Origin of the sequence: Glycomyces buryatensis (assembly GCF_004912275.1) — a bacterium.
Classification (GTDB): Bacteria; Actinomycetota; Actinomycetes; order Mycobacteriales; family Micromonosporaceae; genus Glycomyces; species Glycomyces buryatensis.
The window spans coordinates 160413-181992 of sequence record NZ_STGY01000007.1 but is presented as its reverse complement, the minus strand read 5'-3'; the positions used below and the strand labels follow the sequence as shown (position 1 = coordinate 181992).

The following is a 21580-nucleotide window of genomic DNA, read 5'->3' as shown; positions in this document are numbered from 1 at the left end:
CGCACATCTCGTCGAAGCCCTTGCCCTCGTCGTTGTCGATGGGCTCGGAGGCGCCGTCAGACTCCCCCGGGGGCTTGATCCACACGTAGGCGTCGATGCCTTCGGCGGGAGCGCTGGTGGGCCGCTCGCCGAGGCCGGCACCGGCCTGGTTGCACCAGTTGCCCTTGTGGATGCGGCGGTCGATGCGAGACTCGTCCACATAGGTGATCGGGTCCTCGGAGGTCGAGGTACCGGTGGGCCGGTCGGCGCCGCCCCAGCCGTTGCGGCTGGTGTCGATCAGCATGCCGATGTCCGCGTTGAAGCCGTTCGAGACCAGCGCCTCGCGGAAGCCCTGCGCGAACGGCAGTTCACCGTTGTAGTCGTTGTAGTCGACCCACGGGCTGCCGCCCGCTCCGGTGTCGCCGACCGGAATGCCGCCGACGGTGTCGGTCACCGACCAGTAGGGCTCCTCCAGCACCGAGTAGTTCGCGGTGTTGGTGATGAAGCCGGAGACGTCGTCGGCGGTCATCTCGTTCTGGCCGATGAGCGAGCCGAAGAGCACCGCGGAGGCGTTGAAGTTGTCGTACTCCGGGTTCTCGTCGCCCCAGCCGATCCAGCCGTGGTGGCCGGCGTCGAGGTACTGGTACGCGTTCGGCGCGTCGGCCAGCGTGGACACCGCGTACGAGACGCCGTCCTCGTAGTTGCCGTTGGCCAGCATCTCGTCGCAGTTCTCCGTGGCGGTGGGCCGCGGCGAGACGTTGGTGACGAGGTTCGGCAGCGAGTCGATCTCGATCACGTTGATGATGTTGATGTCCGCGTAAGCCGGGTCGGCCTGGATCTCCGCGATCGGGTCGATGTACTCGTTCTTGTAGCGGTCGATCTCGTCCGCCCCGAGCTCGCCGTTGGAGGCGAGGGCGGCGCAGTCGCGGCCGGGGAGGTTGTAGATGACGAACTGGATGGTGTCCGCGCCCTGAGTGAGAGCCTCGTCGAGGTGGTCGCGCATGCCCATGCTGCCGGTGGTGGGGGAGTCGTTCCCCTCGATGGCGCTGATCTGGTCCATCCACACGCCCGTCGGCTGGTCCGCGACGGCCGAGCCACCGCTGGCCTCGGCATTGGCGGCCCAGATCGGGTTGACGTAGAGGTTCGCACCTTCGTACGGATTGTCGACGCGCTCCTGCGCGACGTCGGCTTCGTCGGTGTTCTCCTCGGCGCCCGCAGAGTTGGCGGCGACGGCGGCGATCGAGGCGGCGGCTAGAGCCGCCGCGGTGATCGCACCGACCGCGGCCTTCCTGTGATTGCTTCGACGTACTGTCATTTGAATCCCTGATTCGATGGGGTGGCCGGTTTCTTTCAGGGGGCCTCCGCGGGTACCGGGTGGACGCGGAAGCGCTCCCAACTTGCACATCGAAGTTTGCCTATGTATGCCTGTGATGTCAAGAGTAATGAGGGGGCAAATCTCATTAAATCCGGATTAGCGGCAACTGTCGCACATAGGGTATTTAATCGGTCTCGCTCCGTTATGACCCTGGCTTCGAATGCGGCACTCTGGATTCGGGCACGGAAAACGCCGGCCGCCGCGCGCTGCATCCCGTTTGTTTCCTGCTCCGGGAGCGCTGCGCGGCACCGGCGTTCGCGGTGCCTGTGTGTCAAGTTCTCTCGATCGCGGAGCTGTGGCCCCGCGGTGAAACTCGCCAGCTGAAATTCCGACCCAGTCGGCTGAGGCCTATGGCTGGGCGGTGGACCCTGATTCGAAGGCGGCCGTAGCGCCGGCGTCGCCCTCGAGCAACGCGCGTACCTCCGACTCACGGAACCGCCGGTGACCACCAGGCGTGCGGATGCTTCCGATTCGACCGGCTGCGGCCCAACGGGTCACAGTCTTCGGATCGACGCGGAACAGCGATGCAACTTCGCCAGGCGTTAGTAGGCGGTCCTCGGTCTCCATGATTTCATCCTCCCCGTGATGAACACTCACTTCGTGCGGTTAAACCCATTACATCACTATTCAGTCAAACCTGCCATGAGTTCTTGGACATACTTTCGGTCGGTAGGTTTTGCCTGAAAGTACCAGGCGTAAGACCATGCTCAAGTGGCTCGATTCGTCTCCAGTGGGAGTGGAGTCGGAACCATAGCGCCGTTGTCTGATAACTGCCTTCAAGCGTCGGCATGAATCCCATGCGGAGACACTGGTTATCCTCAACGAGTGGACGAGATCGACCGGACAATCCTGAACCTCCTGCGCGCCGACGGGCGGACCTCCTATGCCGAGCTGGCCAGGCGGGTCGGCCTCACCGCCCCCTCGGTCCAGGATCGGGTCGTCAAGCTGGAGAAGAACGGCGTCATCACCGGCTACCGGGCCGTCATCGACCCCGAGACGATCGGGCTCGGCATCACCGCCTTGATCGGCATCATCCCCGACAACAGCGCCGACCACAACGAAATCTGCGAGCGCCTCCGCGCCATTCCGCAGATGGAATCGTGCTATTTCCTCGCCGGGGTCGAGTGCTACCAGCTCAAGGTCCGCGTTCCCAAGATGGGCGATCTCGAACGCCTGATCCATCGGCTCGGCGCCATTCCCGGTGTCGCGCAGACCCGCACGACCATCACCCTCTCCACCAAATGGGAGGACCGGCCCCAGCCGGTGCCCGGCGAGGAGGACCCGCATGGAGTCGATTGATCGCACCCGCGACTGTTCCTGGACCCATTGGGCCATCTCCACAGTGGAGGCCGATGCGAACCGCTCGGCCGATACTCACTTGCTGCCGTTCCCGCTTCCCGAACAGTGGGGGATCGACCTCTACCTCAAGGACGAGTCGGTCCACCCCACCGGATCGCTCAAGCACCGGCTGGCCCGCTCGCTGTTCCTTTATGCGATCTGCAACGGCTGGATCGACAAGGGCACCACCGTGGTCGAGGCCTCCAGCGGTTCGACCGCCGTCAGCGAGGCGTACTTCGCCCGGATGCTCGGCCTGCCGTTCTACGCCGTCATGCCCGCCTCCACCTCGAAGTCCAAGATCGCGCAGATCGGGTTCTACGGCGGCAAGGCCCACCTCACCGCGTCTCCCGCCGCCGCGACGGCCGAGGCCAAGCGGCTCGCCGCCGAGACCGGCGGCCACTTCATGGACCAGTTCACCTACGCGGAGCGGGCCACCGACTGGCGCGGCAACAACAACATCGCCGAGTCGATCTTCGAGCAGATGCGCCTGGAGCCCCACCCCGTTCCGGCCTGGATCGTGGTCGGCGCGGGCACCGGCGGGACCTCGGCGACCATCGGCCGCTACACCCGCTACCGCTGCCACGGAACCCGGCTGTGCGTGGTCGACCCCGAGCATTCGGCCTACTTCGCCGGGTGGCGCGACGGCAACCGCGGAGCCACGGCCGAGCGCGGCTCGCGCATCGAGGGCATCGGGAGGCCGATCTTCGCCGGCTCGTTCCTGCCCGAACTCATCGACCGCATGGTGAAGGTCGAGGACGCCGACTCGATCGCGTGCCTGCGGTGGGCGTCGGAACGGATGGGCCGGCGCCTGGGCGGCTCGACCGGCACGAACCTGGTCGCCTCGCTCGGGATCATCGCCGAGATGCGCGAGAAGGGCGAGACCGGCAGCGTGGTCACGCTGCTGTGCGACTCGGGGGAGCGGTACGCCGCGACCTATTTCGACGACGACTGGATCGCGTCCGAGGGCATCGACCTGGCCGCCGCAGCGCAGCGCCTGGCGCCCCTGCTCCCGGCCTGAGCCCGGGGACATTTAGGACGATCCGCTACGCGGACCGCGCTGGGTCGCCGTGCGTTTCGGGCTGAATTGCCATGCATTGTGGGGTTGTGCTAGCGCTTGCAGCGCGATACGATGCTCCACGATCGATCGAAGTACGTCACTTTCTGAATCCCATTGCGCACCCGGCACGGCTGATGGGATCTCCGGGGGCGGCGACGCTCCGATCGATTCGATTCACTCCGTCGAATCGGTTCACCTCTGGCCGAACCGGTTTGCGGCGTTGAATCGATTCACAACAGCGACACCCCCTGGCGTGGCTCGCCGCACCCCCTGTGGTGGGCCGTCATCACTCACAACTGGAGCAGCAATGCGAAATACACAGCAGACAGGCGGGCCCCTCGGCAAGAGGATGAGCCGACGGACGCTCGCCGGGATCGTCGGCGGCGGGGCCGTCGCCGCGGCGGGAGTCGGATTCACCGCGACGCCGGCCGCGGCGGCCGCGGACGTCGACATCTCCCAGGACACCCCCACCATCTACATCGCCTCGGACTCCACGGCTCAGACCTACAACTCCTCCCGCTACCCGATGACCGGGTGGGGCCAGATGCTCCCGAACTGGTTTGACGACACGGTCGCCGTCGCCAACCACGCCATCGGCGGGCGCTCGACCCGCCTGTTCATCGAGAACGGCCGGCTCGACGCGATCTGGGAGGTCATTCAGCCGGGCGACTACCTGTTCGTCCAGTTCGGCCACAACGACGCCGACTACTCCAAGCCCGAGCGCTACACCTCGCCCGAGGACTACCTGATGTACCTGCGGGACCACTACATCGCGGGCGCGGTCGAGCGCGAGGCGACGCCGGTGGTCCTCACCCCGGTCAACCGGCTGGACTACAACTCCTCCACGGGTGAGTTCAACGTGTCGTTCGCCGACTACGTCGAGAAGGTCTACGAGGTCGTCGAGGAGACCGGCTGTGCCACGATTGATCTGGGGCTGCGCTCGCGCGATTACCTCAACAGCATCGGCCCCGAGGCAGCCAAGGGCGTGTTCATGCACCTGGCCGCTGGCGAGTACGAGAACTACCCCGACGGTGCGACCGACAGCACCCACTTCCAGGAGTACGGCGCGAACGAGATGGCGCGCCTGGTCTCCGAGGGCACGGCCGAGCTGGACCTGCCGATCTCCGAGCACGTGATCAGCTCCTGAGACCCGGGCGCGGGCGGGCGGTGCCGGCCGTCCGCGCCCGACTGAGCGGGCCCGGGGGTCTCCCTCGGGCCCGCTCATTTCTCTGCGCGCCATGAAGAAACGCGCCAGCGAGCCAATAAATCGACATGTATTGACTCGAGGGGACACCGCCGTGTAACGTGCCTCTCAATAGCAAACGCTTGCCTGTAGTCAGGCCATGAACGGGGTATCGACCCCGAGATTGAAACGATTCAGGGAATTCGCCACAATTCGAGACAACACCCTTCCTCCTCCTCAACTCAGTGGAAGTGCATATGAAATCCATGACTCCTCGATGGCGCCGCGCCCTCGCGGGCCTGGCGGCGGCGTTGACCGCCGGCGGCCTCATAGCGGCCGCCGACCCCGCCCAGGCGCAGGACGGCGAGATCACCGTCTACCTCGCCTCCGACTCCACCGTCCAGACCTACGACCCCTACTGGGAGCCCCAGGCCGGGTGGGGTCAGATGATCGACCGGTACTTCGACGAGAACGTCACCATCGCCAACCACGCCATCGGCGGGCGCTCGTCCCGGTCCTTCATCGAGCAGGGCCGACTCGACACGATCCTGAACGAGATCCAGGCGGGCGACTACCTGTTCGTCCAGTTCGGCCACAACGACGCCACGCAGAGCGTTCCGGAGCGCTACACCTCGCCCGAGGACTACAAGACCTACCTGCGGGACCACTACATCGCGGGCGCGATCGAGAAGGGCGCCATCCCGGTCCTCGTCACCCCGGTGTCCCGCCTCAGCTACAACACCGAGACCGGCAAGTTCAACACCTCGTTCCCCGAGTACGTCGAGAAGGTCTACGAGCTCCACGAGGAGACCGGTGTCGCGATGGTCGACCTGTCGGCCTCCTCGCGCGCTTACCTCGACCAGATCGGTCCCGAGGAGGCCAAGTCGGTCTTCCTGCACGTCCCGGCGGGGGTCTACCCCAACCGTCCGGCCGGTACCACCGACAACACCCACTTCCAGGAGTACGGCGCCATCCAGATGGCCCGCCTCGTCGCCGAGGGGACCCAGGCGCTCGATGAGCCGCTGGCCTCGCACGTGGTCGACGTGGCACCGCCGGGCAGCGTCCCGGCGAAGCCGACCGGACTGACCGCGCCGACGATCTCCAACGCCAGCGTCACCCTCAATTGGGACGCCGCCGAAGACGCCGACATCTACCGCGTCTACGTGCGCGAAAGCGGCGGCGACTGGCGCCTCGGCGCCACCTCCACCGTGGGCGTCGCGTCCGTGGGCAACCTGAGCGAGGCGACCGACTACGAATTCCGGATCGCCGGCGTCAACGGCAAGGGCGAGTCGGACTACTCCGACACCCTCTCGGTCACCACCGCGACTGCCGGCTGGAAGTACGACTTCGGCCCCGCCTCCCAGGTCGTCGCCGACGGCTACACCGAGGTGAACCGCTCCAGCGCCTACACATCTGATGTTGGGTACGGATTCACCACCGACATGACCTCGGCGATCGACCGCGACCGGGGCGCAGGCGACGACCCGCTCGGCCGCGACTTCGTGGCCTGGTTCGGCGGCAGCTACGACTTCGCCGTCGACGTGCCCGACGGCAACTACGCCGTGCGCGTCACCACCGGCGACTACCTCGGCTCCACCCGCACCAATGTCGCCTTCGAGGGCGACGACTTCGGAGCGGCCAACGCCGGCTCCCGGACGACCGCCACCCACGACTTCTCCGGCATCTTCGTCGAGGACGGCCAGCTCAACGTCACCGTCACCGGCCAGACCGGGCACCTCAACGGCTTGGAGCTGACCCGTGTCGGCGACGTCCCGGCCACCGACGACACGCCCGATGAGCCGTGCACCGACTGCGCGGCCCAGATCGAGCACCTCGACCGCGCACCGGTCGCGGTGCAGACCGACGACGGCGTCTACCTGTCCTGGCGCAGGCTAGGGCTCGACCCGGCGGGCGTCGCCTTCAACGTCTACCGCGACGGCGAGCTCGTCACCGACGCGCCGACTGAGGCCACCAACCTCACCGACGCCGCCGGAACCTCCGGCTCGACCTACTGGGTCTCCGTGGTGGAGGACGGCGAGGAGACCGGCTTCAGCGACGCGATCGACGTCCGGTCCGAGCAGTACATCGACGTCGACATGGACCGGCCCGCGGGCGGCACCACCTCCGACGGCGTGGACTACACGTACGTGCCGACCGACGCCACCGTGGCCGACCTCGACGGCGACGGCGCCTTCGAGATCATCCAGAAGTGGGATCCGACCAACGCCAAGGACAACTCGAGGAGCGGCTTCACCGGCAACGTCTACGTCGACGCGTACACGCTCACCGGTGAACGGCTGTGGCGCATCGACCTCGGCGTGAACATCCGGGCCGGGGCGCACTACACCTCGCTCAGCGCCTACGACTTCGACGGCGACGGCAAGGGCGAGATCGCGCTCAAGACCGCCGACGGCACCGTCGACGGGACCGGCACCGCCATCGGCGACGCCGCGGCCGACCACCGCAACTCGGGCGGCTACATCCTCACCGGCCCCGAGTTCCTGACGATGTTCGACGGCTCCACCGGTGCCGCGCTCGACACCGTCGACTACCAGCCCGATCGCGGCGACATCTGCGACTGGGGCGACTGCTACGGCAACCGCGGCGACCGCCTCATGGCCGCCGTGGCCTACCTCGACGGGACCTCGCCGAGCCTGATCACCAGCCGCGGCATCTACACCAAGTCCGAGATCTCCGCGTGGGACTGGGACGGCGAGAACCTCACCCAGCGCTGGCACTTCCTGTCGACCGACCACGGCGCCCAGTACTCGGGCCAGGGCAACCACCAGCTGTCCATCGCCGACGTCGACGCCGACGGACGCGACGAGATCGTCTACGGCGCCATGACCGTCAACGACGACGGCGAGCCGCTGTACAGCTCCGGCCTCGGCCACGGCGACGCGCTGCACGTGTCCGACCTGGACCCGAGCAACCCCGGCCAGGAGATCTTCAGCCCCTTCGAGTGCATGAGCTGCAGCGGCAACCGGGCCGCGGCGCTGCGTGACGGCGAGACCGGCGAAGTGCTCTGGTCGATGCCGGGCACGCGCGACACCGGCCGCGGCACCTGCGGCGACATCGACCCCGGCCACGCGGGGGCCGAGTGCTGGGCGGTCAACGCCGACGGCGCCTGGAACTCGCGCGCGGGCGAGATGCGCGCCGCCGACGGCACGCTCATCTCCAACACCATCCCGTCCGCGAACTCGGTGGTCTGGTGGGACGGCGACCTGGGCCGCGAGATCTTCGACCACGAGTTCAACGAGCCCGACTACGTCCCGATCTACCCGTACGTGGCCGAATGGAACGCTGAGACCGGCGAGCAGGAGGAGATCTTCACCCCCGAAGGGGTGCACACCTCGGGCGGCACCAAGGGCAATGCGGCGCTGACCGGCGACATCCTGGGCGACTGGCGCGAGGAGATCGTCCTGCGCCGCGACACCGATGACGGCGTCCGGATCTACACCACCACGATTCCGACCGACTACTCGCTGCCGACGCTGGCGCACGACCCGCAGTACCGCCTGGCGCTGGCCTGGCAGAACGAGTCGTACAACCAGCCGCCGTGGCCGAGTTACTTCATCGGATTCGACATGGAGTCGGCCGGTCAGGCCGCGATCACCTATACCGGCGACGGGCCGGACACCTCGGCACCGTACGCCTACGGCAGCTGCTCGGTGGAGTACAAGGTGGTGGCCGACTGGGACAGCGGCTTCGTCGTCCAGATCAAGGTCGAGAACACCGGCGAAGGGGCGATCGAGGACTGGGACCTGGTGTTCAAGTCCGGCGCCGAGACCGTCACGGCCGACTGGGGCGCCGTCATCACCCCGGACGGCGGCTCCGTGAGCGTCGACCCGGAGGTCTGGAACGAGAAGATCAAGCCCGGGAAGACCGTCCAGGTCGGATTCAACGGCACGGGAGATCCGGACAATGCGGGCATGTTCGTGCTGAACGGCGAGGTGTGCGCCAAGGCCTGAACCGTGAACAAGTGAGGCGGCGGCCCGGACTCTCCACGGAGTCCGGGCCGCCGCGTCCTAGTCGGGCTTCTCGGCGACCGGGCCGTGCCCGTTGGGGATTCGGCCCCGGTCGTAGAGGTCGACGGCGGTGCCGCGCTTGGACGTCGCCGTCCACGCCGCGGCCATGAGCAGCAGCACGTTGAACAGGTACATGAAGATGAGGAGGCCGACGGCGGTGGTGACGGCCTGATAGGCGGGCCGGTCGGACACGTGCAGGACGTAGATGCGGCCCACCGTCTTGAGCAGCTCCATGCCGATCGAGACCGCCAGCGAGGCCCAGACGACCCGCCTGGGCCGCATGACGACCCGGGGGAGGGCCTGGAGCAGGACGGCGGCCAGCGCGGCGTTGGCGAGGAGTCCGACCAGGACGGAGACGGCGCGGACGAGCAGGGCGAGGTTCCCGGTGACCTCGTCGAGGTCGAGCCAGGCGAGGACGACCTCGGCGGAGGCGGTGGCGCCGATGGTGATGAGCAGCAGCAGCGAGACGCCGATGAGGATGATCAGGTCGATGGCCCAGCGCAGGAACGGATTGCCCGGTTGGGCCTCGAGTCCCCAGATGGTGCGGATCCCCGCGCGCACCGACTGGACCCACGCGACCCCGGCGACGACGAGCGCGACGGCCGCGACGATCGTGACGGACCCCCGCGACCGCTCCAGCACGCCGAGATCGATGACCGGGAGGTTCGTCGCGAGCCATTTCTCGACGGTCTCGTAGATGTTGGGGAAGTCGAGCAGGTACCCGAACAGCGCCAGTGCCAGCAGCGACATGGAGAACGCGGCGAAGAAGGCGTAGTAGGAGATGGCGGCGGCCAGTTGTCCGCCGTGGACCTCGAAGTAGCGCTCCTGGGTGCGCCAGGAGTGGTCGACCAGGTTGGAGCGGCGGCGGGCCGCTGCCAGGACGCGATCCCACCAGGCCCCCAGGTCAGGGAACTTCACGAGGAGATTGTGTCAAAGTCGGCCCGGCGGTGTGCGCCAATGCCCGGGGGATGCCTGGTGGCGGAGGCGCTCAGTTCCCTCGGATGACCCAGGCGTCGGGGTCTTCGAGGAGTTTGGTGACGGAGGTGGGGAGGTCGTCGGCGGCGACGTCGGCGAGGGAGACCGATTCGAGGATGTTTCGCTCCGAGACCCGCAGCGCGACCCACACGTTCGTCAGGGCGCGGGAGGTGCCGGAGTACGGGACCTCTTCGGGGCGTTCGCCTCTGACGCCGACGAGGGGGCCGTCGACGGCCCGGATGACGTCGGCGAGGCTGATCTGGTCGCCCGGCCTGGACAGCTGGTGGCCGCCCTCGGAGCCGCGCTTGGAGGCGGCGATGCCGCCGCGCCGCAGTTGCAGCAGGATCGATTCCAGGAACTTGCGGGGGATCTCCTGGTCCTCGGCGATCTGCTCCGCCGACACCCATCGATCCCCGTAGCCGGCGAGGGCCACGGCGGCCCTGAGGGCGTAGTCGACGCGGGCGGACAGGCGCATGAGGACTCCTTGGGCTCTGCGGTGTTCAGGATCCGGTGGCGCCGCAGAGCGACGCGTTCACGGGCCGCACCCCGTGGGGGTGCGTTATGACTGTATCTCTGTGGGGCCTGCGGCGGGTTCGCGTCAGTCGTCGATGAGCTCGCGCAGGTACTTGGCGGTCTCGGTGGCGGCGAGGTCGGGATCGCCGGCGATGATCGCATCGACCGCGCGGGTGTGGTCGACGTGGGGGTCCTCGGCGAGGTTGTCGCCGATGCCGGCCCGGACGGTCTCGCGCATCGAGTCGGCCAGTTCGGCGTACAGCTCGGCCAGCAGCTTGTTGTGGCTGGCCTCGGCGACGGCCTGGTGGAGGGCGATGTCGGCGGCGATGAACGCCTCGGTGTCGTTGACCTCGTGGGTCGCCTCGCGTTCGGCGAGGAGGATGCGCAGGCGGGTGATGTCGGCGTCGTCCCTGCGGTGGGCGGCGAGGCGGGCGGCCTCGACTTCGAGGCCGCGGCGGACTTCCATCGCGTCGGAGGCGGGGCTGGCGGCGATGCGGCGCCGCACGGCCGCGGTGACCTCGGAGCGGCCGACGACGAACGTCCCGGCCCCCTGCCGGATCTCCAGGAGTCCGGCGTGGGCGAGCGCGCGGACGCCTTCGCGGATGGTGTTGCGTCCGACGCCGAGGAGTTCGGCCAGCTCGCTCTCGGTGGGGATGCGTGAGCCGAGGCCCCATTCGCCGTCGCTGATCTGCTGGCGCAGCTGATCGATTACCTGATCGACGAGGGCGGACTTGCGCGTCGACTGCAATGCCACTGTCGGACCTGACCTCTCGGTGCATTTCGGCGGCGCGGGCGCACGCCTGGGGGTTCCCGTGTTTCCCAACACTAGAAGGATTAAAGCAGAGGCTTGTCGCGATACCGTTGACAGGCCGTTAATTCATCCTATGAATCGATGTAACTGTATCTCGCCTGCTCAACCGGCCCCCTCCGCATACCGATGGGCGAGACAGCGTATTCCGGATCCGAACACCCGAGGAGGGGCGCGAGCATGGCCGTCGCCGTCGACCTGAAGGCACCCGAATCCGCGCACAGGTCGATAGCCGGGGTCTGGATGCTCATCGCGGGGGTCGTCCTCGCCGCCTTCAACTTCCGCACCGCCGTCACCAGCGTCGGCGCGCTCCTGTCGGAGCTGCAGAGCGGCCTCGGCATGTCCGAGACCGTCGCCGGAATTCTCACCACCCTCCCCGTCGTCGCCTTCGCCGGGCTCGGCGCCCTCGCCCCGCGCCTGATCCGACGCTTCGGCGCCCGCGGGGTCATCACCGTCGCCCTGGTCGGCATGAGCATCGGCCTGGTCGTTCGCGCCTTCGCCGGGCACACCTGGCTGTTCCTGCTCTTCAGCCTCCTCGCGCTCGCCGCCGGCGCGGTCGGCAATGTCGCGGTGCCGACGATCGTCAAGGAGTACTTCCCCGGCCACATCGGACGCATGACCACCGCGTACTCGGCGTCCCTGTCGATCGGCACCGCCGTCGCCGCCGCTACGACCGTCCCGATCGCGGGCCTCACCGGGGACTGGCGCGTCGCGCTGGCCGTGTGGGCGGTCCCGGCGCTGCTGGCGGTCGTCCCGTGGCTGCTGTGGCGCGCCCCGGCCGGGCCGGGCGAGGCGCGGCAGAGCGGCGCCCGGCTGCAAGGGGTGTGGCGCTCCAAGCTGGCGTGGGCGATGCTGCTGGCCTTCGGCACCCAGTCGGCGATCGCCTACAGCTTCATGGGCTGGATGACCGCGATGCTGCGCACCGGCGGCATGAGCGCGGCCTCGGCCGGCGCGATGCTGGGTCTGTTCACGCTGGTGCAGATCCCGCTGGCATTCGTCATTCCGGCCCTGGCGGCGCGCCACCGCCAGCAGCGGGGCATCTTCTACGCGCTGGTCGCCTGCTATCCGGTGGGGGCGCTCGGCATCTGGCTGGGCGGCGGCGGCGCGCTGACCTGGCTGTGGGTGATGATCCTCAGCTGCGCGGTATCGGTGTTCCCGCTGATCCTGACGCTGTTCGGGCTGCGGGCGCGGACTCCGGCCGGGACGACCGCGCTGTCGGCGTTCGCCCAGTCGGGCGGCTACCTCATCGCGGGCGTCGGTCCGTTCGCGGTCGGCTGGCTCTACGGACTGTCCGGAACCTGGACGGGGCCGTTCACGCTGATCTTCGTGCTCATCGCCGTCCACTTCGCCGCCGGCCTGTACATGACCAGGGACCGTTACATCGAGGACGAACTGGCCCAAACCAGCCCCCGATAGCGAGAGTCCCCCTCGTGCGTGTCACGATAGTGCTGTAGACCACACTGGGGTGGTAGGTCAGGAGGCGACCGTGACGAACGAGGTGCTGTGGCTGCCGCGACCCGACGCGGTGGAGACGACGAACATCGGACGGTTCAGCCAGTGGCTGTCCCGCCGGGAGGAACGCGACCTCACGTCGTATCCGGCACTGTGGCGGTACTCCGTGGAGCACCTGAGGCCCTTCTGGGGCTCCATCTGGGAGTACTTCGGGCTCGGCAAGACCGTGCCCGAGCACCGGGTCCTGGCCGACGAGGCCATGCCCGACACCGTCTGGTTCCCCGACGAGAGCTTCAACTACGCCCGCGCGGTCCTCACCGCGCCCGGCGCCGACGACGATGAAGTCCTCATCCGCGCCTACTCCGACTCCCGCGACCCCGTCGAATGGACCCTCGCCGACCTCCGCGAGGCCACCGCCCGCGCCCGGGCCGGCCTGGTCGCCCACGGGGTCCGGCGCGGCGACCGCGTCGCCGCGTGGATGCCGAACATCCCCGAGACGCTCGCGCTCATGCTCGCCACCGCCAGCCTCGGCGCCGTCTTCTCCAGCTGCGCGCCCGAATTCGGCGCCAAGGCCGTCCTCGACCGCTTCAAGCAGATCGAGCCCACCGTCATGGTCGCCGTCGACGGGTACAAGTACGGCGCCAAGGAGATCGACCGCTCCGCGGAGGTCCGCGAGGTGGCGCGGGGCCTGGAGACCCTCAGGCAACTCGTCACCCTCCCGTACCTGGGCCGGAACCCGACCGACGGCGAGCCCTGGGACCGCTTCTGCGCCTACGACGAAGGCGTCGAATTCGAACCGGTCTCCTTCGACCACCCGCTCTACATCCTCTACTCCTCCGGCACCACCGGGCTGCCCAAGGCCATCGTCCACTCCCACGGCGGCATGGCCATCGAGCACGCCAAGATGCACTCCCTGCACCACGACCTCGGCCCCGGCGACCGCTTCTTCTGGTACTCCACCACCGGCTGGATGATGTGGAACTACCTCATGTCGGCCCCGATCGTCGGCGCCGGCATCGTCATGTTCGACGGCGCACCCGACCCGGTCGGCATGTGGCGCCTGGCGGAAGCATCCGGGACCACCTTCTTCGGCACCTCCGCCCCCTTCCTCATGGCCTGCCGCGCCAGGGGCGTCAAGCCCGCCCGCGAGGCCGACCTGAGCGCCCTGCGCGGCATCGGCTCCACCGGGGCGCCGCTGCCCGACGTCGGCTTCGACTACGTCTACGACGAGATCAGCAAGACCGCGCAGCTCCAATCGCTGTCCGGCGGCACCGACCTGTGCACCGGCTTCCTCGGCGGCGCGCCTACCGTGCCGGTCTGGCGCGGCGAGCTGTCATGCCGCGCCCTCGGCGCGAACGTCCAGTCCTTCGACTCCAGCGGCCACGCCGCGATCGGACGCGAGGGCGAACTCGTCATCGTCTCGCCCATGCCCTCCATGCCGGTCGGACTGTGGGGCGACCCGCTCAAGCACCGCTACCGCGACACCTACCTGACCGACTTCCCCGGCATCTGGCGCCACGGCGACTGGATCACCATCACCGAAAGGGGATCGGCCGTCATCTCCGGGCGCAGCGACGCCACCCTGAACCGGGGAGGGGTCCGGATGGGCACCGCCGAGTTCTACGCGGTGGTCGAGGCGATCGACGGCGTGGCCGACTCGCTGGTGGTCCACCTGGACGACCAGGACGAGGACCGGCTGCTGCTGTACGTGGCCTGCGCCGAGGGTCACACGCTGGACGACGAGATGCGGACGCGGATCCTGCGGGCGCTGCGCGAGCAGCTTTCGCCCCGGCACGTGCCGGACGTGGTCAAGCAGGTCCCGGCGATCCCGCGGACGCTCAGCGGCAAGAAGGTCGAGATCCCGGTCAAGCAGATCCTCAAGGGCATCAAGCCCGAAGAGGCGATCTCGAAGGAAGCGCTGGCGAACCCCGAATCGCTGAAGGCGTTCCTCTGACGGCAAATCCTATAGGATATATCCTATAGGATTACCTGCGCGCTCCGAGCGGATTGCTTGGTTGCAATTGATACCCCCTAGGGGTACGGTTCAGGGCATGGGCACCATCATCGACCTCGACATCACCGGGATGACGTGCTCCTCGTGCGCCGCCCGGATCGAGAAGAAGTTGAACCGGGTCGACGGCTGCGAGGCCACCGTCAACTTCGCGACCGAGCGCGCCCGCGTGAACGCCCCCGAGGGGGTCGGCGCCGACGAACTCGTCGCCGTCGTCGAGCGCACCGGCTACGGCGCCGCCCCCGTAGCGCCCGAACCCGTCCACGGCGAAGCGCACCCCGGCGCGCCCGCCGCCGACCCGCACGACCACGCCGCCGCCGTCGGCGAGGCCGAACTGCGGTCGCTGCGTCAGCGCACCATCGGTTCGCTCATCCTGGCCGTGCCCGTCATCGTGCTCTCGATGGTCCCGGCTCTCCAATTCGACTACTGGCAGTGGCTCTCGCTCACGCTGGCCGCGCCCGTCGTCGTGTGGGGCGGCTGGCCCTTCCACCGCGTCGCCGCGCTCGGCGCCCGCCGCGGCAGCGCCAATATGGACACGCTCGTCTCGATGGGCACCCTCGCGGCCTTCGGCTGGTCGGTGTGGGCGCTGTTCCTCGGGCAGGCCGGCATGCCCGGCATGACCCACTCCTTCACGCTGGTCGCCTCAGGCGTCGACCCCGCCTCGAACATCTACCTCGAAGCGGCGGCGGGCGTCACCGCGTTCGTCCTGCTCGGCCGCTACCTCGAACACCGCTCGAAGCGCCAGGCCGGCGCCGCCCTGCGCGCCCTGATGAAGCTGGGCGCCAAGGACGTCGCGGTCCTGCGCGACGGCAAGGAGGTCCGCGTCCCGATCGGCGAGCTGGCCGTCGGCGACGAGTTCGTGGTCCGGCCCGGCGAGAAGATCGCCACCGACGGCGAGGTCGTCTCCGGTTCCTCCGCAGTGGACGAGTCCATGCTGACCGGCGAGTCCGTCCCCGTCGAAGCCACGCCGGGGGACCAGGTCACCGGCGCCACCGTCAACGCCTCCGGGCGACTCGTCGTCCGCGCCACCCGCGTCGGCTCGGATACCCAGCTGGCCCAGATGGCCCGCATGGTCGAGGACGCCCAGGCGTCCAAGGCCGCCGTCCAGCGCCTGGCCGACGGCATCTCGTCCGTCTTCGTCCCCATCGTCATCGCGATCAGTCTGATCGTCCTGGCGACCTGGGGGTACACGGGCGGCATCGGGTTCGCCGTCTCCGCGGCGGTCGCGGTCCTGGTCATCGCCTGCCCCTGCGCGCTCGGCCTGGCCACCCCGATGGCGCTCATGATCGGCACCGCCCGCGCCGCCAAGGAGGGCATCCTCATCTCCGGCCCGCAGGTCCTGGAGTCGACCAAGCGGATCGACACCATCGTGCTGGACAAGACCGGCACCGTCACCACCGGCCAGATGAGCGTCGTCGACTACTCCAGTGAGGACGCCCTGCGCCTGGCCGGAGCGGTCGAGCACGCCTCCGAGCACCCGATCGCCCGAGCCATCGCCGACTCGGCGGCCGCGAAGTTCGGGGAGCTGCCCGAGGCCCGAGACTTCGCGGGCCGCCCCGGCATCGGGGTGAAGGGCACCGTCGAGGGCCGGACCGTGGAGGTGGGCCGCTCGACCGGTGGCAGAGCGGACTCCAAGGTGGCGACGGTCGTGGAAGTGACCGCCGACGGCGAGGTCATCGGCACCATCGCCGTGGCCGACACCGTCAAGCCCACCAGCGAACGCGCCGTGGCCGAGCTCAAGCGGCTGGGCCTGACCCCGATCCTGCTGACCGGGGACGCGAAGGCCGTGGCCGAAGCCGTGGCGGCCGAGGTCGGCATCGACCGGGTCATCGCCGAGGTCCTGCCGGAGGACAAGCTCGCCGAGATCGGCCGGCTCCAGTCGGAGGGCCGGGTCGTGGCAATGGTCGGCGACGGGATCAACGACGCCGCCGCTCTGGCGGCCGCCGACCTGGGCATCGCGATGGGCACCGGCACCGACGTGGCGATCGCGGCCAGCGATATGACGCTGGTCCGCGGGGACCTGCTGGTGGCGGTCGACGCGATCCGCCTGGCGCGGAAGACGCTCCGGAACATCCGGCAGAACCTGGGCTGGGCGTTCGGCTACAACGCCGCGGCGATCCCGCTGGCGGCCTTCGGACTGCTCAACCCGATGATCGCCGGCCTGGCGATGGCGTTCTCGAGCGTCTCGGTGGTCGCGAACTCGCAGCGGCTGCGAACGTTCACGGCCACTGCGCCAATGGCCGGCTCGCCGTCGTCGAGCGCACCGGCTACGACTGGGGTGCGAGCGACGCCTGGGCAAGGTGACGCGACAGGGGACTTAGAGTGACCCACTTTCCTTACGGGGCAAGGGAATTCAATTAGGTGTGTGCACGATCGCAGGCAGGTGGTAGTTAGTATGTTTCGTGTCGCCCCGGTAGGTTTCCCCCGTAGCCGCCGGGGCGACCCAATACCAGCGCGAATCAGCGGAAAATCGGCCTGCCAGGTTTCCCTTGGAAACCTCGCAGGCCGATCGCGTACCCACCCGAAACGTCACACCCACCGGGCACACAGGCCGATCGCGCCCCCACCTGAAACGTCACACCCGCCGGGCATCGTCGTGAACGGGGGGAGCTGCGAGCCGACACACCCGACCCCGGGTGACGCGGGCCGTGATCCAATTGGCCCGTGATCAATGCGGACGGCGGTAGCGACTCGGATGCGGTCGGGGTGGGACCCTGGGACGGGCCCTGGCCCGACGACCCCCGTTACGATCCCGATCTGCTCCGGATGGGCGACCGCCGCAATGTCGTGGACGAGTACCGCTACTGGAGCCGCGAGGCCGTCATCGCCGACCTCGACGCCCGCCGCCACGACTTCCACGTCGCCATCGAGAACTGGCAGCACGACTTCAATATCGGCACCGTCGTCCGCAACGCCAACGCCTTCCTCGCCCGCACCGTCCACATCATCGGCAAGCGCCGCTGGAACCGGCGCGGCGCCATGGTCACCGACCGGTACCAGCACGTGGAGCACCACGCCACCGTGGAGGGTTTCGTGGAGTGGGCCGGTGCCGAGGGACTAGCCGTAGTCGGCATCGACAACCTTCCCGGCTCGGTCCCGATCGAGACGACCTCCCTGCCGCGCAAGGCGGTCCTGGTCTTCGGCCAGGAGGGCCCGGGCCTGTCCGAGCCGGTCCGCGACGTCTGCGCGAAGGTCTGCTCGATCACCCAGTTCGGCTCGACCCGCTCCATCAACGCGGGCGTGGCCAGCGGCATCGCCATGCACGCCTGGGTACGCGAACACGTATTCGACCAGCGCCCCTGACCCCGAACCCACCATGCCGCCGAGTCCTCTCCGGTGACGTCTGGTCCATCCGTTCCGGCTCTGCCCGAGGCCTCGTCTCCGGCCGCTACCCGGCGCCGGACGAGTCTCCCTCGCGGCCTCTCGGACTGTCGTACCCCCGGTGCACACTTGACCTGCGGCCCGATGTGGATCTCCGGCTTCGGCGGCTCTCCTGGATCGCTTCCGGGAGTGTCGGATACCTGACGTATCCCTGGGGTCGGGGTAGGAGCTGCGCCTACATTGAGCCAATGGAAGGTGACTTGCGGTAAGCTCCCCGTTGTCATAACCGAATATCTACATCCGCAGGTAGACAGGCGGAGTCGAGCAAAAGTGGAACGAAGACGTTACGCTGTTGCCCGGTGGCGCAAGCCGGTACGTGCCGGATCAGCGCCACTGAAAATTTAAAGCTGAGACATATTCGTGCGATAGACTCAGCACAGCCTGCGCCAGACGAACGTTCGGGCCAGGACCCTTGACGGGAGGGGTGAGGAAATTGAAGAAGATTCTGATCTGGGGCGGTGTCGCGTTCCTGGTGTTCTTCGTGGCCTTTAGGCCGAACGAGGCCAGTGATGTGGTCGGCAATCTCGCCGGCGGAATCCTCGACGCAGCCAACGGCTTTGCGGCGTTCTTCACGAACCTGGTGACCGGATGACGACACAATCATGACCGATTTCGGTGCAGGCGGCTCGGGGGACAGCAAGGACACCGAGCCGCTGGAGCCCCCTTTCCCCCGCGCCCCCTCCGACAGTCCCACCCCGGGCGCGGACGATCCCACTCGCGAATTTCAGGCCGGCGCCGCGGTAGGCGGCGCCCCTGCGGCGGCCGCCAGCGATATCGACGGCGTCCGCTTCGACGACAGCCCGGCGGGCGGACTCCTCTCCGGAGTGCGCGCCCCGGCGGTCCCCGACGTGCCGTCGCCGATCTCGGCCCGATACCTGTTCCCCACCGAGAAGTACCGAGGCGAGTGGCGGCGCCACTGGGTCCACCTCATGCCCTGGTACGTCATCGGCACCCTCGCGACCTTCATCATGGGTTTCGCCTCCGGGCTGTTCATGAAGGTCGAGTCCGACTCCCGCGGCACCGGCATGACCATCACCATCCTGATCTGGCTGGCTATCCTCGGCCTCGTCGGATGGAAGATCCTCGACTGGTACATGGACCGCTTCATCCTGACCAACAAGCGGATCATGCTCATCCAGGGCGTCATCACCAGGTCGGTGGCCATGATGCCCCTCGGGCGCGTCACCGACATGAAGTACGCCCAGACCCCGATGGGCCGCATGCTCAATTACGGCGAGTTCATCATCGAGTCAGCCGGCCAGGACCAGGCGCTGCGGAACGTCCCGCACCTGCCGAATCCCAACGAGCTCTACCTCCAGATGTGCGAGGAGATGTACGAGCCCGAGGCCGTCGACGAGCGCGAGGCCGAGGAAGAGGAAGACCTCATCCCCGACGAGGCTCCCAAGAAGGACGCCGGCGCGGACGCCTGACCGGTCGATCTCCTTCAGTCAGCCGCGCTTCGGCGCGGCTTTCTTGTCTCCCAGCAGGTTTCATCCTGCACTTTTGTGGCGGGCCCCGCCGGACCGGAACGTCGTGCACGGCACACGCCTCAATGCAGGACCCGGGGGTTGGCACCTACTAGGTATACTCACTTCGAATAACCCTCGGTTGATGTAATCACCCACTGTTTGGCAGAATTCTGCACTGCGAAGCAACTACTCGTCGGGGGTGAGTCGTCTGTTATTCGACCCCCCAAGGAGACGCGTGAGCGAGGTCAAATCGTCCCATGACGAGGAGTTCCGCGAGTACGTGGCGGCCAGATCGGCCGGGCTGCACCGTGCGGCCTATCTCCTGACGGGCAATTGGGCGACAGCGGAGGACTTGGTGCAGACGACCTTGACGAAGACCTACCTGGCGTGGGGACGAATCAGGACCACCGACTCGGTGGACGCCTACGCTCGTCGCATCCTCTACAACACGAACGCCTCCTGGTGGCGCAAGCGCTCCAACCGCGAGAAGCCCACCGAGATCTTCGAGGACCGCCCCGACCCCTCGCGCGACTTCGCCGAGCAGTCGGCCATGCGCGACGCCATGTGGAAGCACATCGCCGCCCTGCCCAAGCGCCAGCGCGCCGTCCTGGTCCTCCGCTACTACGAGAACCGCACCGACGCCCAGATCGCCGAGGTCCTGGGGATCTCGGTCGGCACCGTCAAGAGCCAGTCCTCGCGCGCCCTCGCCGGCATGCGCAAGCGGCTCGGCGACCGCGCGGGGGCGCTGGGACTCACCGTCCACCCAGGGGAGGCGGCGTGAGCGACGACCTGGAACGCATGCTCCGCGAGGAGCTGTCCGAGCGCGCCGGTTCCGCCCCCGTCTCCTTCACGGACCAGGGGCTGGCCGACGCGGCCATCGGCGGCGCCAAGCGCATCCGCCGCCGCAGGCGGGTGTCCGCGGCCGCCGGCGGGATGAGCCTGGTCGTCCTGGGCGCCATCACCGTGGCCTGGCAGCCCTGGGCCGGTCTGGTCCAGACCGACGACCCGGCGCCCACGTCGACCGCCGATGTCCAGGAGACGCTGGCCATGGACATCCTGCTCGAGGACGACGACATCGATGGCTACGCCGTGCTCAATGCGGACGGCGAGACGATCCCGATGGAATTCGTCGAGGGAGACCCGATTGAGGCCTACCGGCTGAGCGACGCCTATGTGGTCCAGACGCAGACGTCGATCAACGTGGCCACGCTTGACGGCTCCAGTGCATTCTCCTTGGAACCGGGGGTCGACTGGGAGGACTGGGGGACCCCGGTCCGCTCCGACGGCGAGGAATTCGCGGTCACGTACGTGACCGATGACAACCGGCAGTCCTTTGAGATCGTCCAGAACTCGTCCGGGGATTTCACGTCCGAGGTATTCGAGACGGCCGCGGAGATCTCGCTCCTGGACTGGAGCGACAGCGTCGCCGTGTTCTCCGGCGATCTAAACACGGCCACCGGTGGTGTCCCCGGCTCCTACCAGTTCAACGCGGACCACGAATGGGGCCTGGAGGCGGCGAGCGGGGCGTTCGAATCCGTGGTCGTCTTGGACGACTACAACCCGGGCTTCGCTTGCGTCTCCGACCTCGATCCCGAGGCGGGGACCGCCTCGGAGCGGGAGACCTGCGACTCGGTCGAGGACGAGGACTTCCAGCAGACCGTCGCCGATTTCTCAGGTGACGAACAGGCCGCCGAGCTGGTGGAACGCGTCAATACGGAATGGTACGGCGAGGAAGAGGGATTCCTCGAAGCGGACGATATCTACGAATCGGGCGAGCCCGAGGACGACCCCGCATTCGACGCGGAGAACTGGTACATCGCCGCCGACGGCAGCTGGGAAATCTACTTCGACACCGGCGACGAGACCTGGACGCTGGCCGAATACGGCGAAGACGGCGACGACGGCGTGGAAGAAGCCAAACTCTCCGAATTCACCGCGCCGGTCGGCGCCGTAATGCCGGTCGTGAGCTACGGGTAACACGTGAGGCCGAACCGTCCGCTGTGACCTGGGG

Annotated in this window: 17 protein-coding genes; 12 read left to right on the top strand and 5 right to left on the bottom strand. The window is 68.1% G+C overall.

Annotated elements, in window-relative coordinates:
* Both FAB82_RS03050 and FAB82_RS03045 read right to left on the bottom strand, forming a co-directional pair.
* On the bottom strand, nucleotides 1-1294 hold a 1294-nt coding region (locus FAB82_RS03050), incomplete at its 3' end, for a glycoside hydrolase family 6 protein (RefSeq protein ID WP_136533058.1).
* 408 nt (nucleotides 1295-1702) lie between these two features.
* Nucleotides 1703-1921, bottom strand: a complete 219-nt coding sequence (locus FAB82_RS03045) for a BldC family transcriptional regulator (RefSeq protein WP_136533057.1) — start codon at nucleotides 1919-1921, stop codon at nucleotides 1703-1705.
* A gap of 258 nt (nucleotides 1922-2179) precedes the next feature.
* Here FAB82_RS03045 and FAB82_RS03040 point away from each other — a divergent pair, with 258 nt between their 5' ends.
* The 4 genes from FAB82_RS03040 to FAB82_RS03025 all read left to right on the top strand — a co-directional run bounded on the left by FAB82_RS03040 (nucleotide 2180) and on the right by FAB82_RS03025 (nucleotide 8903).
* Nucleotides 2180-2653, top strand: coding sequence for an Lrp/AsnC family transcriptional regulator (locus FAB82_RS03040; protein WP_136533056.1), 474 nt, complete (start codon nucleotides 2180-2182; stop codon nucleotides 2651-2653).
* A complete protein-coding gene (locus FAB82_RS03035; RefSeq protein ID WP_136533055.1) occupies nucleotides 2640-3710 on the top strand; it encodes a PLP-dependent cysteine synthase family protein in 1071 nt (356 codons plus the stop codon). Before FAB82_RS03040 ends, FAB82_RS03035 begins: the two co-directional genes overlap by 14 nt.
* A 388-nt stretch (nucleotides 3711-4098) precedes the next feature.
* Nucleotides 4099-4896 (top strand): rhamnogalacturonan acetylesterase, encoded by a 798-nt coding sequence (locus FAB82_RS26845; protein ID WP_168801392.1) that lies wholly within the window; start codon nucleotides 4099-4101, stop codon nucleotides 4894-4896.
* Between the two features lie 293 nt (nucleotides 4897-5189).
* Complete coding sequence (locus FAB82_RS03025) at nucleotides 5190-8903, top strand: rhamnogalacturonan lyase family protein (RefSeq protein WP_136533054.1); 3714 nt, start codon at nucleotides 5190-5192, stop codon at nucleotides 8901-8903.
* A 57-nt stretch (nucleotides 8904-8960) separates the two neighbouring features.
* Here FAB82_RS03025 and FAB82_RS03020 read toward each other — a convergent pair whose 3' ends face one another.
* The 3 genes from FAB82_RS03020 to FAB82_RS03010 all read right to left on the bottom strand — a co-directional run bounded on the left by FAB82_RS03020 (nucleotide 8961) and on the right by FAB82_RS03010 (nucleotide 11202).
* Nucleotides 8961-9878: a YihY/virulence factor BrkB family protein gene (locus FAB82_RS03020; protein ID WP_136533053.1), complete on the bottom strand. Its 918-nt coding sequence runs from the start codon at nucleotides 9876-9878 to the stop codon at nucleotides 8961-8963.
* A 70-nt stretch (nucleotides 9879-9948) separates the two neighbouring features.
* Nucleotides 9949-10410: an RrF2 family transcriptional regulator gene (locus FAB82_RS03015; RefSeq protein WP_136533052.1), complete on the bottom strand. Its 462-nt coding sequence runs from the start codon at nucleotides 10408-10410 to the stop codon at nucleotides 9949-9951.
* Between the two features lie 123 nt (nucleotides 10411-10533).
* The gene (locus FAB82_RS03010; protein ID WP_136533051.1) at nucleotides 10534-11202 is read right to left on the bottom strand and encodes a FadR/GntR family transcriptional regulator; all 669 of its coding nucleotides are present in this window, start codon (nucleotides 11200-11202) and stop codon (nucleotides 10534-10536) included.
* Between the two features lie 234 nt (nucleotides 11203-11436).
* Here FAB82_RS03010 and FAB82_RS03005 point away from each other — a divergent pair, with 234 nt between their 5' ends.
* The 8 genes from FAB82_RS03005 (at nucleotide 11437) to FAB82_RS02975 (ending at nucleotide 21546) form a co-directional block, all read left to right on the top strand.
* Nucleotides 11437-12672, top strand: coding sequence for a CynX/NimT family MFS transporter (locus tag FAB82_RS03005; RefSeq protein ID WP_136533050.1), 1236 nt, complete (start codon nucleotides 11437-11439; stop codon nucleotides 12670-12672).
* A 70-nt stretch (nucleotides 12673-12742) separates the two neighbouring features.
* On the top strand, nucleotides 12743-14662 hold the full coding sequence (locus FAB82_RS03000; protein WP_246039428.1) for an acetoacetate--CoA ligase: 1920 nt from the start codon (nucleotides 12743-12745) through the stop codon (nucleotides 14660-14662).
* Between the two features lie 97 nt (nucleotides 14663-14759).
* Nucleotides 14760-17045 carry a heavy metal translocating P-type ATPase gene (locus FAB82_RS02995; protein ID WP_136533049.1) on the top strand — a complete coding sequence of 762 codons (2286 nt, stop codon included), beginning with the start codon at nucleotides 14760-14762 and terminating at the stop codon, nucleotides 17043-17045.
* Between the two features lie 341 nt (nucleotides 17046-17386).
* Complete coding sequence (locus FAB82_RS02990) at nucleotides 17387-18022, top strand: TrmH family RNA methyltransferase (protein WP_342799431.1); 636 nt, start codon at nucleotides 17387-17389, stop codon at nucleotides 18020-18022.
* Between the two features lie 511 nt (nucleotides 18023-18533).
* Entirely contained in the window at nucleotides 18534-18692 is a 159-nt protein-coding gene (locus tag FAB82_RS26840; RefSeq protein WP_168801391.1) for a hypothetical protein, read from the top strand.
* Nucleotides 18693-18702: 10 nt separating this feature from the next.
* Nucleotides 18703-19530, top strand: a complete 828-nt coding sequence (locus FAB82_RS02985; protein WP_136533048.1) for a PH domain-containing protein — start codon at nucleotides 18703-18705, stop codon at nucleotides 19528-19530.
* A 274-nt stretch (nucleotides 19531-19804) separates the two neighbouring features.
* The gene (locus FAB82_RS02980; protein ID WP_136533047.1) at nucleotides 19805-20350 is read left to right on the top strand and encodes a SigE family RNA polymerase sigma factor; all 546 of its coding nucleotides are present in this window, start codon (nucleotides 19805-19807) and stop codon (nucleotides 20348-20350) included.
* Nucleotides 20347-21546: a hypothetical protein gene (locus FAB82_RS02975; RefSeq protein WP_136533046.1), complete on the top strand. Its 1200-nt coding sequence runs from the start codon at nucleotides 20347-20349 to the stop codon at nucleotides 21544-21546. Before FAB82_RS02980 ends, FAB82_RS02975 begins: the two co-directional genes overlap by 4 nt.
* Nucleotides 21547-21580 lie beyond the last annotated feature (34 nt).